The organism is Acidovorax sp. HMWF029 (assembly GCF_003060895.1).
Lineage (GTDB): Bacteria > Pseudomonadota > Gammaproteobacteria > Burkholderiales > Burkholderiaceae_C > Acidovorax.
Genome location: NZ_QAIH01000231.1, coordinates 1 through 13,117, shown reverse-complemented (window position 1 = coordinate 13,117; position 13,117 = coordinate 1). Strand labels below are relative to the sequence as shown.

Annotated in this window: 9 protein-coding genes; 5 read left to right on the top strand and 4 right to left on the bottom strand. The window is 67.3% G+C overall.

Going from position 1 to position 13,117, the window contains the following annotated elements; translation table 11 throughout:
- From DBR12_RS17250 to DBR12_RS17240, 3 genes are all read right to left on the bottom strand, one after another.
- On the bottom strand, positions 1-1,073 hold a 1,073-nt coding region (locus tag DBR12_RS17250), incomplete at its 3' end, for a 3-deoxy-D-manno-octulosonic acid transferase (RefSeq protein WP_233244717.1).
- Entirely contained in the window at positions 1,070-1,867 is a 798-nt protein-coding gene (locus tag DBR12_RS17245; protein WP_108618390.1) for a carbon-nitrogen hydrolase family protein, read from the bottom strand. The genes DBR12_RS17250 and DBR12_RS17245, both read right to left, overlap by 4 nt.
- Positions 1,868-1,921: 54 nt before the next feature.
- Positions 1,922-3,310, bottom strand: coding sequence for a phosphomannomutase/phosphoglucomutase (locus DBR12_RS17240; protein WP_108618389.1), 1,389 nt, complete (start codon positions 3,308-3,310; stop codon positions 1,922-1,924).
- Positions 3,311-3,458: 148 nt separating this feature from the next.
- Between DBR12_RS17240 and DBR12_RS17235 the strand changes: the two genes are divergently transcribed.
- The 4 genes from DBR12_RS17235 to DBR12_RS17220 all read left to right on the top strand — a co-directional run bounded on the left by DBR12_RS17235 (position 3,459) and on the right by DBR12_RS17220 (position 10,572).
- Positions 3,459-5,009, top strand: coding sequence for a DNA-3-methyladenine glycosylase 2 family protein (locus DBR12_RS17235; RefSeq protein WP_108618388.1), 1,551 nt, complete (start codon positions 3,459-3,461; stop codon positions 5,007-5,009).
- A gap of 77 nt (positions 5,010-5,086) precedes the next feature.
- Positions 5,087-5,596 (top strand): methylated-DNA--[protein]-cysteine S-methyltransferase, encoded by a 510-nt coding sequence (locus tag DBR12_RS17230; protein WP_108618387.1) that lies wholly within the window; start codon positions 5,087-5,089, stop codon positions 5,594-5,596.
- Positions 5,597-5,648: 52 nt separating this feature from the next.
- Complete coding sequence (locus tag DBR12_RS17225) at positions 5,649-6,575, top strand: DMT family transporter (RefSeq protein ID WP_108618386.1); 927 nt, start codon at positions 5,649-5,651, stop codon at positions 6,573-6,575.
- Between the two features lie 160 nt (positions 6,576-6,735).
- A complete protein-coding gene (locus DBR12_RS17220) occupies positions 6,736-10,572 on the top strand; it encodes an EAL domain-containing protein (RefSeq protein ID WP_108618385.1) in 3,837 nt (1,278 codons plus the stop codon).
- 219 nt (positions 10,573-10,791) lie between these two features.
- On the opposite strand, the gene DBR12_RS17215 is transcribed toward DBR12_RS17220, so the two are convergent.
- The gene (locus DBR12_RS17215; protein WP_108618384.1) at positions 10,792-12,693 is read right to left on the bottom strand and encodes a propionate--CoA ligase; all 1,902 of its coding nucleotides are present in this window, start codon (positions 12,691-12,693) and stop codon (positions 10,792-10,794) included.
- Between the two features lie 184 nt (positions 12,694-12,877).
- On the opposite strand from DBR12_RS17215, the gene DBR12_RS17210 reads away from it, so the two are divergent.
- Positions 12,878-13,117 (top strand): chromate transporter (locus DBR12_RS17210; protein ID WP_146185561.1); only part of this gene is annotated, 240 nt, incomplete at its 3' end.

Here is a 13,117-nt window from a genome sequence, read left to right as displayed (position 1 = left end):
GCAAAGCTGCCGCCCAGCATGGCCACATAGGCCAGGCCGTAGTACAGCGCCATCTCGCCCAGCGAGTCGCCCAGCCACACGTCGGCGGCGTCGGGTGCGCCAGTCCAGGTGCTGCGGCGGGACACGGTGAGGCCCGCCTGCAGCAGCAGCTGGTGCACCTCGTCAAACCGCTGCGGGTGGCGCGGCACGATGAGCCACTGCACAGTGCGCACGGCAGATTCTGCGCAAAATGCTCCACTATTAATAGCGCCTTGAGCGTGCTGGACGCGCGCAGAGGCCGTTTTTAACCTCAAATTTTCAAGCCACAGAGCCTCCTCCCCCTCGCGGCTGCTGGCCAGCATGACCACGGGGCGCAGCGCCTGCGCGCGCCAGATGCGGCCCTGTGCCAGTTGGGCGGCGTCAGGCACCACATCGAACTTGAGGTTACCGAACACGCCCGCCACCTGCGCGCCGATGGCACGCAGCCGCTGGGCATCGTCCTCCGTCTGGGCCCACACAGCGGCGAGGCTGCTGTAGGCGGGGCGCGCCAGCGCGGCCAGGCGCTGCGCGCTGCGCAGTGATTTTGCGTTGAGCCGCGCATTGGCCAGCACCAGGGGCACACCCTGCTTGCGGCAACCGGCCACCAGATTGGGCCAGACCTCGGTCTCCATCAGGATGCCGATGGCTGGGCGGAACTTGCTCAGAAACCGCGCCACAGCGCCGGGGGTGTCCCAGGGCTGCCACACCTGCAGGTCACCGGGCAGCAGCAGCTTTTCACCCTCGGCCCGGCCCGTGGCCGTGCCATGCGTGAGCAGCAGGCGCATGCCCGGCAACTGCTCGCGCAGCGCGGCCAGCAGGATAGCGGCGGCCCGCGTTTCGCCCAGCGAGACCGCGTGGATCCACACAAACCGGCCCAGCGGGTCGGAGCTGCTGTGCAGCATCAGGCTGTCGATGGGCGCGGGATAGCGGCCAAAACGCTCGCCAATGGCCACGCCGTAGCCCGGCTCGGCCTTGGCGCGGCGGCGCAGCTTGCGGCGCAGCAGGGGCTGGGCGCCCCAGGTCACCAACGAATAGAGGGCACGGGCGGGGTTCATGCGACGGCGAGGTGCTGGACGTCTACGGCCACCACGCCGCCGCTCCAGCCGCTGTCGCCCCGGGTGGCCCAAACCAGGCTGGGCGCATCACCCTCTGCGGCCACCACGCAGCGGCCGCCCGGCTCCCAGACCGCGCTGCGGCCTGCACTGACATAACCGCCGGAGAGCCCGCTGTAGTTGGCCAACAGCACGGCCATGGCGTGGTCCCGCGCGTAGCCCTGCAGCAGCGCGGATTCGGGGTCATAGCCCTGATGGCTGATCAGGGCGCCGGCCGCATACAGCGCTGCGCCCGCGCCATGCGCGGCACTGGCGTGTTCAGGGTGGGTGATATCTGCACACACCGCCATACCCGTGGGCTCGCCCGCCAGCAGGTGCACCTGGGCATCGCGGGCGCCTGCACTGGCAAAACGCTTTTCGCTGGTGTGCAGGTGGCGCTTGCGGTACAGCGCCACGCTGCCATCGGGTGCCAGCACCCAGGCGCCAATGGCGGGCAAGGCGCCTGGCTGCACCGGCGCTGCGGGCCCGCCCACAACGATGGCCATGTCCTGCTCGCGCGCGGCCTGGCGCAGAGGGGCCAGCGCTGCATGGTCGGCATCCAGCAGGTTGGCGGCCAGCACTGCAGGTTCGTAGCCGGTGAGAGACAGTTCGGGGAACACCAGAACCTGCACGCCCTCGCTGGCTGCCACCCGCACAAAAGCCAGGTGGATCAGCACATTGCGCGCCACATCCCCAGGGACGGATGGCGACTGTGCGGCAGCGATGCGCAAGGGGGTGGACACAGAGGGGTTGTTCACTCGGGCAGCTCGGTCAAGAAGACGGCAGGCAAAACGGTTTTTCGAGGGGCGCGCTCAGTGGCTGGCCGCGCCCACGTGGGCGTCAGGCTTGACCCTGTGCAGCAGCGCCAGCATGGCGGCCTCGATGCGGGCCAGCGCCTCGGGGGTGTGGCCTTCAAAGCGCAGCACCAGCACGGGGGTGGTGTTGCTGGCACGGATCAGGCCAAAACCGTCGGGCCAGTCCACGCGCAGGCCGTCGATGGTGCTCACCGTGGCGGGCGCGGCAAACTGGCCTGCGGCCAGCGTCTGCAGCTCGGCCGTGAGGCGGTGGGGTTCGCCTTCGGCGCAGGCCACGTTCAGCTCCGGCGTCGAGAAGCTGGTGGGCAGCGCGTTGAGCACGGCGCTCGGGTCTGCGGACTTGCTCAGGATCTCCAGCAGGCGACAGCCCGCATAGGTGCCGTCGTCAAAGCCGTACCAGCGTTCCTTGAAGAAAATGTGGCCGCTCATCTCGCCGCCCAGTGGGGAGTGGGTCTCCTTCATGCGGGCCTTGATGAGCGAGTGGCCGGTCTTGAACATCACCGGCACACCACCAGCCGCAGCAATGGCCGGGGCCAGGCGCTGGGTGCACTTCACGTCAAAAATGATCTCACCGCCGGGCACGCGCGAGAGCACGTCTTGCGCAAACAGCATCATCTGGCGGTCGGGGAAGATGTTGGTGCCGTCCTTGGTCACGATGCCCAGGCGGTCGCCATCGCCGTCAAATGCCAGGCCCAGTTCGGCGTCGCTGGCCTTCAGGGCCTCGATCAGGTCGCGCAGGTTCTCGGGCTTGCTCGGGTCAGGGTGGTGGTTGGGGAAGTTGCCATCCACCTCCGAGAACAGCTCGATCACCTCGCAGCCCAGCGCACGGAAGATGGCGGGGGCCGAGGCGCCCGCAATGCCGTTGCCGCAGTCCACCACGATTTTCATGGGGCGGGCCAGCTTCACATCCCCCACGATGCGCTCGCGGTAGGTGGGCAGTACATCCACATGGCGCACCGAGCCACCGGTCGCCAGCTGCCAGCTCTCCTGCTCCATGGTGCGGCGCAGGCCCTGGATCTCTTCGCCATAGATGGCGCGGCCGTTCAGCACCATCTTGAAGCCGTTGTAGTCCTTGGGGTTGTGGCTGCCAGTGACCTGGATGCCGCTGTTGCACAGTGTGCTGGCCGCAAAGTACAAGAGCGGCGTGGTGACCAAGCCCACGTCGATGACCTCGATGCCCGCCTCGACCAACCCCTGGATCAGCGCCGCCGACATGGCCGGGCCCGACAGGCGCCCGTCGCGGCCCACGGCCACGGTCGTCTGCCCTTCAGCGCGGGCTGCGGTGCCAAAGGCCCGACCCAGGCCCAAGGCTACTTCTTCGTTCAAGGTCGCCGGCACGATGCCGCGGATGTCATAGGCTTTAAAAATGGCGGGCGTCGGTTGCACGTCGAGGGACCTTTAGCAAAGGGATGTGAGGAGTTCGGAGCCGGCTGCATTGTAGGCGCCCCCCCTGCCCGGCCAGGTGCCCAGACCGCGGCAGGCACATGTCCGAAAACGGCCAGTGCGAGTGTCCCCGCTCTCTATCATCCAGCCCATGACTTCGACCCCGACCGCCACCAGAGATGCCGCAGCACACCCGGACGAGGGTCGCTACCTGGCCCTGCTGGCGAGGGATGCACGCTTTGACGGGCACTTCTTTACCGGCGTGACTTCCACCGGCATCTACTGCCGCCCCGTGTGCGCCGTGCGCGCTCCCCGGCGCGAGAACTGCCGCTTTTTTACGCTGGCCGCGCAGGCCGAACACGCGGGTTTTCGCCCCTGCCTGCGCTGCCGTCCCGAGCTGGCACCGCAGGCGCTGGTGTGGTCGGTGCAAGACGCGAGCAGCATCCTGGTGCAACAGGCCGTGCGCCTGCTCGATGCGCCCGACCTCTGGCCCACCCCCTCGGCGCCGGGCGAAGGCAGCGCCACCGTGGCCCGCCTGGCCGAGCGCCTGGGCGTGAGCGACCGGCACCTGCGCCGCATCTTCGAGGCGGCCCTGGGCGTCTCGCCCCTGCAGTACCTGCAAACCCGCCGCCTGCTCACGGCCAAGCAGCTGCTCACCGACACCCGCATGCCCGTCACGCAGGTGGCGTTGGCCAGCGGTTTTGCCAGTGTGCGGCGCTTCAACGCGGCGTTTGCGGAGCACTACGGGCTCAACCCCACCCAGTTGCGGCGCAGTGGCGTGGCACCCGCGCCAGCCGGTGCACCCGAAGGCAGTGGCACGGCGCTGCGCCTGGCCTGGCGGCCGCCGTTTGATGTGGCGGCGCTGCTGGCATTTTTTGAGCGGCGGCAGTTCCATGGTGTGGAATGGGTACTGCCCGACGCGGCCACGCTGCGGCGCACCGTGCGCCTGTCCGCCAGCATCACGGGCCTGGGCCAGGAGACCATGGGCTGGTTTAGCGCCCGTTTTGACGTGGCGCGCCACCAGGTGCTGCTGCAGACCAGCGACAGCCTCTACCCCGTGCTGCCGCTCGTCATACGCCGCGTGCGCGCCATGCTCGACCTGGATGCCGACCCGGCTGCCATCAACGCCGTGCTGCACAGCGCCTTTCCTGACGGGGACGGCTTGCGGGTGCCCGGCGCGTTCGACGGCTTTGAGCTGGCCGTGCGTGCCGTGCTGGGCCAGCAGATCACCGTGGCCGCCGCACGCACCCTGGGCCAACGCCTGGTGGAGCGGCTGGGCGAGCCCATTGCCACGCCCTGGCCCGAATTGAACCGCCTGTTCCCCACCGCCGCCACGCTGGCCGGTGCCGACGGCGACACCCTGGGCCAGCTGGGCATCGTGCGCCAGCGCCAGGCCGCCATCGTGGCGCTGGCCCGCGCGGTGGACGCTGGCGGCCTGGCCCTGCACGCAGGTGCCGATGTGGCCAGCACCACGGCGGCGCTGTGCGCGCTGCCGGGCATTGGCGACTGGACAGCGCAGTACATCGCCATGCGTGTGCTGCGCTGGCCCGATGCCTTCCCGGCCGGGGATGTGGCGTTGCACAAGGCGCTGGGCGTGCAGGGCCAGAAAAACCCGGCCCGCGCAGCGACGACAGCATCCGAGCCCTGGCGCCCGTGGCGCAGCTACGCCGTGCTGCGCGCTTGGTCTGCATTGACCAAATAGCTATTAAAAACATAGCTAAAAGTGCTTACCCGTTGCGCGCAGACGCCCTTTTTCATTCATAAAATCAGACACCCGCCATGCATTACCACCCCCACACCTTGCAAGCCCGCGCAGACACCGCCCTCGGACCGGTGCGTCTGGCCGCTTCGCCCACCGGCCTGTGCGGCATCTGGTTCGAAGGCCAGCGCCACGAGCCCAGCCAGCAGCTGTATGGCAGCGCTGCCTGGGCCGAGGCGCACAGCCACCCGCTGCTGCAGGCGGCCTCCGGCCAGCTGCAGCAGTACCTGCGCGGCGAACGCGATGGGTTTGACCTGCCGCTGGACCTGTCGGGCGGCACACTGTTCCAGCAAGCGGTCTGGCAGGCCCTGCTGGCGATTGGCCGGGGCGCGACGCGCACCTATGGCGAGCTGAGCCAGCACCTGGGCCGCCCGCGCGCCGTGCGGGCCGTGGGCGCAGCCGTGGGGCGCAACCCGCTCTCCGTGGTGGTGCCCTGCCACCGTGTGCTGGGCGCCGACGGCAGCCTGACCGGATACGCTGGGGGGATCGACCGCAAGGCCGCGCTGCTGGCGCTGGAGAATGCGCTATAGCGCCTGTCTACGCCCCCTGCCCCCAAGCCGAGAACAAAGAGAAAGCCTCCCCATGACCCCATCAGGCCAACAGCCCGTCTCCGGCTGGATCGCTGAGTTCATCCTGCTGGCGGCGCTGTGGGGTGCCTCCTTTCTGTTCATGCGGCTGGGGGCGTCCGAATTTGGCCCGCTGCCCACAGCCGGCCTGCGGGTGGCGCTGGCCACGGCGTTCCTGTGGCCCATCCTGCTGCACCAGGGGCATTGGCACGCGCTGCGCCAGCACTGGCGCCCCATCCTGTTTGCGGGCGTCATCAACTCGGCCATTCCGTTTGCGCTGTTCTCCTGGGCCGTGCTGCACATCGCCACAGGGCTCACCTCCATCCTGAACGCCACGGTGCCGCTGTTCGGCGCGCTGGTGGCTTGGCTCTGGCTGGGCGACCGCATCAACCGACTGCGCTGGGTGGGCCTGGCGCTGGGGTTTGTGGGCGTGGCCCTGCTGGCCTGGCGCGCGCCTGCGGGCACGGGCTTCAAGACCGATAGCGCCGCCTGGGCGATTGGCGCCTGCCTGCTGGCGTCGGCGTTCTATGGGCTGTCGGCCAGTTTTGCGCGGCGCCACCTGGCGGGCATACCGCCCCTGGCCACGGCCACCGGCAGCCAGCTGGGGGCGGCGCTGGGCCTGGCCCTGCCCACGCTGTGGCTGTGGCCTGCCCAGATGCCCGGGCTGCGCGCCTGGGCGGCCATCGTGGCGATCGCCGTCATGTGTACCGGTATTGCATACATCCTCTACTTCCGCCTCATTGCCAGCGCGGGCCCCAGCCGCGCCCTGGCCGTGACCTTCATCACGCCAGTGTTTGCGGTGCTGTATGGCGCGCTGTTCCTGGGCGAAACCATCACGCCCTGGATGATCGGCTGCGCCCTGGTGATTGTGTGCGGCACGATGTTGTCAACCGGGCTTATCAGGGGGCGCACCGTCCCCGCCAGCACTGCCGAACGCGCCTAAACTCGGTGCATGGTTTCTGCGCCGGGTTCATGCTCTTACCCCACGGCTGTGCCGTGGCGAGACACCGGGTTGGGGGCATGCCTGTGCGCCCCGCCCGGGGGGCTGAGCACACGTCCCTGTCCTGAGCAAACGCTGCTTTCTTTGGCGCGGGCTGCCCACCATGGCCCATAACGCGCTGCTGGCTGGCGGGCTGCTACTCCTGCTGATGCTGGTGCTCGCGCACCTGCAACCGCCCGAAATCCTGACCCCCTCTCGCCGCACGCAGGTACTGGTTGGCGTGACCGGCGGCGTGGTGTCGGCCCTGGTACTGGTGGTGCTGAACATGAATGCACCCGAGCTGGGCGTGGTGGCCTACCCCACGGCCACCGCGTTCATGGCCCTGTATTTCGGGCCCTTCGCGGCGTTGATCACGGCCGCCCTGGCGTTGCTGGCCATGGTCTGGAGCGAGGGCGCGGTCTGGCTGGCGGGCCTGGCCACGCTGGCAGGGGCGGCGGTCTTGGGGGCGCTGTGGCGCATGGTGGACACCCGTCCCGGTGCCAACCCCTGGCTGGCCATTGCGGGCATGGCGGTCACCCTGCCCCCCGTGGTCTCGCTGTGCCAGGTGGCCACGGGCGGCGCACCGGTGCAGGGCCCGGTCATCGACTGGCTGCGGCAGCTACCCTGGTACCACGGTGCGGGCATGCTCATCCTGGGCACGGGCCGGCAGCTGCTGGTGGGCAAGGCGCAGTCGGTGGTGGCGCTGGAGCAGGCCCACCGCACGCTGGCAGAGCGCGAGCAGCAATTGCGCCTGGCCCTCGATTCGCTGGGCGGCGGGCACTGGGAATGGGATGTGCTGGAGCGCCGCTTCCGCTGCGACGGCCACTTTTATGAGGCCTACGGCATCACCCAGGCCGATGCCGACGCACCCGATCTGTGGACGCGCTGGTATGCCCGGCGCCACCCGGCCGACGCAGAGCGCAACGCGGCCAAGCTGGCGCGTGCCATGGACGGGCTGGAGGAAAGCTACGAGGCCGAGTTCCGCGTGCGGGACACGGAAGACCGCTGGCGCTGGCTCATGTCGCGCGGCACGGTGTCGCGCCGCGACGCACAGGGCAGGCCCACCGCGTTGATCGGCATGGACGTGGACATCACCGCCCACCGCGCGGCTGAGGACGCGCTGCGCTCGTCCGAAGCCAAATACACGACCTTCTACCAGACACTGCCCGATCCAGCAGGCATCTCGCGCATATCGGACGGCCGCTACTTGGACGTGAACCCGGCCTTCTGCGAGGTGCTGGGCCACCGGCGGGAGGAGGTCATCGGACGCACCTCGACCGAGCTGCAAATCTGGGCCACCGAGGAAGAGCGCCTGCGGCTCATCGAGGCCTTCATGCGCGACGGCAAGGTAGACCGCCTGCCACTGGTAGCGCAGAGTAACGGGGTGCGTGTCCCGGGGCTGATGTCAGCACGCTCTGTGCTTGTCGAGGGTGAAAACTGCTTTGTTTTCATTTTTCACGACATGACGGAAGCCCAGCGTACCAGTGACGAACTTCGGGCGCTGTACAACCAGCTGCAGCAAGCGGGGCGGCTGGCCCGACTGGGCGCGTGGGTGGACGAGCGCGGTCGGGGCCTGGTGTACTGGTCGGATGTGTGTTTTGACATCCATGGCCTGCCCCCCAACCAGCCCCCACCCAGCGACTACATCGACCGCCATGTAGCCCCGCAGTACCGGGAGGAGCTTCGCGAAAAATTCCGCCAGAGCATCCGTTCGCTCGCCGAATGGAGCATGGAGATGGAGGTCTATCACGCCGACGGCCATTTGCTGTGGATGCGTGCCCGGGGTGAGCCCGTGATCGAGAATGGCCGCGTGGTCAAGGTGCGCGGCGTGATGCAGGACATTGACGAAGCCAAACGCGCTGAGCAGCGCCTGCGGCAGTCCGAAGAGCGCTTTTCGCGCATCTTCCATCTCATGCCCTACCCCATGGGCCTGTCCCGGCGCAGCAACGGCCAGTATGTGGACATCAACCCCGCCTGGGTCGAGATGCTGGGCATAGCACGCAGCGAGGCTCTGGGTCGCACCGGCATCGAGCTGGGCATCTTCACGGCCGAAGAACGCCAGCGCCTCCTCGATCAGGTGGACGCCAGCGGCCAGATCAGCGACCATGAGATGACGCTGAACGTGCGCGGCGGCCCGCCCCGTACGGTGCTGCAATCCATGCGTGCCACCGAATTCGATGGCGAACCCTGCTGGCTGTTTTCAGTACACGACATCACCGACCGCAAACGCGAGGAAGAACAGGTACGGGAGAGGGAAGAGCTGCTGTCCCTCACCATCTCTGCCGCATCGCTGGGGCTGTGGGACTGGAACCTGCAAACCGGACTGGTCACCGGCGACAGCCGCTGGCGCGCCATGCGCGGCCTGAATGCAACCGGCAGCTCCCCCCTGTCGGTGCAGTGGGCTGACGCCGTTGCGGCCGAAGACATCGAACGCATCCATGCCGAACTGGCGCGCCACACCACCAACCCCTGCACTCCGTTTGATGCCACCTGGCGCGTGAGCCAGCCCGGCGAGACCAACCGCTGGGTACGCAATCTCGGCAAGATCGTTGGTTTTGACAGCCGTGGAAATCCCGCCCGCATGCTGGGCGTAGCCATCGATGTGACACCGCAGCGCGAGCAGGAGGTCATGCTGCAGCGGCTGGCACTGTTCGACGCCCTCACAGGTCTGCCCAATCGGGTGCTGCTGGCGCGCAAGCTGCAGGAGAGCATGGAACTGGCCCGCCAGAATGGCACGCAGCTGGGCGTGGCTTACCTCGACCTGGACGGCTTCAAACCGGTGAATGACCGCCTGGGCCACGGTGCAGGCGATCGCCTGCTGGTGGTGGTGGCGGGGCGGCTCACCCGGGCGCTGCGTGGCATCGACTGTGTAGCCCGCCTGGGTGGCGACGAGTTCGTGATCCTCATGCCCGGGCTGGGATCAGTGAGCGACTGCGAAAGCCTGCTCGAACGCGTGATGGAAAGCATTTCAGCCGCCTATTCGCTGGATGCAGAGCGTGTTGTAGTCACCGCCAGCATTGGCTACACCGTGTTCCCACAGGACGATGCCGACGCCGATGGCTTGCTGCGCCATGCGGACCAGGCGATGTACGCAGCCAAACAGGCCGGGCGCAACCGCTTTCACCAGTTCGATGCGGAACAGGAACGCTCAGTGCAGCTGCGGCGCGCCCAGGGCCGCCACCTGCGCGACGCGCTGGCAGACGCACAGTTCACCCTGTACCTGCAGCCCAAGGTGGACATGCGCAGCGGCACCGTGGTCGGCGCCGAAGTGCTCTCACGGTGGCAACACCCCGAGCGCGGCCTGGTGCCGCCAGGCGACTTCCTGCCGCTGCTACAGGGCACCGAGCTCGAGATCGGCTTTGGAGAATGGGTGGCCGAGGCCGCACTCACGGTGCTGGAAAAATTGCAGGACCGCAGCCTGCCCATGCCACTGAGTATCAACATTTCGGCCCAGCATCTGCAGCAGCCCGGCTTTGCTCCCTGGATGGCACGATGCTTGGCGCGCCACCCCAAGGTGCCCGCCCACCTGGTCGAGATCGAGATCACCGAAAGCGCCGCGCTGTATGACCTGTCGGCCGTGGCCAACACCCTCACCGAGCTGCGCGCCATGGGCGTGACCGTGTCGCTGGACGACTTTGGCACGGGGTACTCCTCGCTCACCTACCTGCGCCGCCTGCCCATGGACACGCTCAAGATCGACCAGAGTTTTGTGCACGGCATGATGGGCGACCCCGGCGACCTGGCCATCGTGCAGGGCGTGATCGGCCTGGCCCGCTCCTTCGGCTACCGCGTGATCGCCGAAGGCGTGGAAACCGTGGAACAAGGCCAGATGCTGCTTCAGCTGGGCTGCACCCAGGCCCAGGGCTACTGCATCGCCCGGCCCATGCCGCTGGAGGACTTCATCGGCTGGACACCGGGATGGCAGCCGCCTGCGGGGTGGCAGCGGAACCGGCCGGTGTAGGGTGCGCATGGGTGCGGCCCTCTTGGGATCACAAAAAAAGACCAAGACAACAAGAAAAAATGAAGGGCCTTTTTTTCTGCGTATGTCCTTCCCAACATCCTCAAACAGCTAGTGCATCCCACCGCTCAAGGAGAGCGGTTGTCCCAAGGGCCTGTCGAGTTCGCCTCACTGCCGTTGCAGAGCCAGTGCCTGAACCGCACATAGGCCGCCCCGGTTGAACTAGCCCACCAGTTCCTTCACCTGCTGCAGCGCTGCCGGGTCTTCCATCGTGGTCAGATCGCCCGGGTCGCGCCGCTCTGCCACGGCCTGCAGTGCGCGGCGCAGCAGCTTGCCGCTGCGGGTCTTGGGCAGCACGGTCACAAAGTACACACGCGAAGGCCGCGCCACGGCGCCAAGCTGGTGGTCCACCTGCTTCATGACCTCGCCTTCGAGCTTGAGGCGCGCAGCATCGTCCGTCAGGCCCGAGGCATCGCGCGCCACGGCAAACGCCATCGCCACCTGGCCTTTCAGGCTGTCGGCCACGCCCACCACGGCCACTTCGGCGATGTTGGGGTGGGACGCAATGCTCTCCTCGATCTCGCGTGTGCCCAGGCGGTGGCCGGCCACGTTGATCACGTCGTCGGTGCGGCCCAGGATGAAGTGGTAGCCGTCCGCGTCGCGGATGCCCCAGTCAAACGTGCTGTAGATCAGCCGACCGGGGATGCTCTTCCAGTAGGTGTTCACAAAGCGCGCATCGTCGCGCCACACCGTCTGCATGCAGCCGGGGGGCAGCGGGCCTTCGATGGCGACCACGCCCTTCTGGTTGGGCGCTGTCAGTTCCTCACCCGTGGCCTCGTCGATCAGCTTCACGCCATAGCCATACATGGCCTTACCGGGGCTGCCGAAGCGTGTGGTCTGCTGTTGCACGCCGTTGGCCAGGGTCAGGATGGGCCAGCCGGTTTCGGTCTGCCAGTAGTTGTCGATGATGGGCACCTGCAGCGCGTCGCTGATCCACTGGGCCGTGGGCTCGTCCAGCGGCTCGCCCGCCAGCCACAGGGCCTTGAGGCTCTTCACGTTGTATTGGGCCAGATAGGCCGGGTCCTGCTTCTTCAGCACCCGCACCGCCGTGGGGGCCGAGAACATGTGCGTGACCTGGTACTTCTCGACAATGCTCCACCACACGCCCGCATCGGGCCGTGTGGGCAAGCCTTCGTACATGATGGTCGTCATGCCCGCGATCAGCGGGCCATAGACGATGTAGCTGTGACCCACCACCCAGCCGATGTCGCTGGTCGCAAAGTAGGTGTCACCCGCTTTGGCATCAAAAATGTGCTTCATGCTGGCGGCCAGCGCTACGGTGTAGCCGCCCGTGTCGCGCTGCACGCCCTTGGGCTTGCCCGTGGTGCCGCTGGTGTACAGGGTGTAGCTGGGGTGGGTGGATTCGACCCATTCGCAAGGCACCACGGTGTTCAGGTGCTGCTCGCGCAAAGGTGCCCATTCATGGTCGCGGCCCGGCTGCAAGTGCATGGGGGCCAGGCCGCGGTTCACCATGAGTACAGAGGTGGGCTTGTGTTTAGACAGCGCAATCGCCTCGTCCAGCAGCGGCTTGTAGGGCACCACCTTGCCGCCGCGTGACCCGGCATCGGCGCTGACCACGGCCACAGGTTCGGCATCTTCAATGCGCGAGGCCAGCGAGCCCGAGGCAAACCCGCCAAACACCACCGAATGCAGCGCGCCAATGCGCACGCAGGCCAACATGGCAAACGCGGCCTCGGCAATCATCGGCATGTAGATGAGCACACGGTCGCCCTTCTTCACGCCCAGTGACAACAGCACGGCGGCCATGCGCTGCACCTCGGCGTGCAGCTCGGCAAAGCTGTAGCTACGCTCCGTCTCCGTTTCGGTGGAGATCGCCACCAGCGCCGCCTGACTGGCGCGCGTGGCCAGGTGCCGGTCTACCGCGTTGTGGCACAGGTTGGTGGTGCCGCCCACAAACCATTTGGCAAACGGGGGGTTGCTGTAGTCGCACACCTGCTGCGGCTGCGTCTTCCAGTCGATGAGTTTCGCCTGCTCGCTCCAGAAGGTGTCGCGGTGGTCAATAGACTGGCGGTAGAAGTCGGCGTAGGTGCTGTGTGCGGTCATCGTAGGTGTCTCCTCGGCATCTCTCTCGCCCTGCCAGGACAGCAGGTTTTGAATTCATAATTATTCATGACGGGCTTGCGGGAAGCTGACGCAGTCAACACTCTGCCGCATCGTCCAGGCTCCGGTACCGCAGGCATATTGATATGTTGGTATGCGTCATACCGCCCTGTCACACTCCGGAGCCATGCATCCAGTGCCCTCCCCCGCTCCCGCGTCCGTACCTTTCCGTGAGGCCTTTCTTTTCTGGCTCAAGCTTGGGTTCATCAGCTTTGGCGGCCCGGCGGGCCAGATTGCCATCATGCACGCCGAGCTGGTGGAGCGCCGCTGCTGGATCAGCGAAAAGCGCTTTCTGCACGCCCTGAACTACTGCATGCTGTTGCCCGGCCCCGAGGCACAGCAGCTGGCCACCTACATCGGTTGGCTG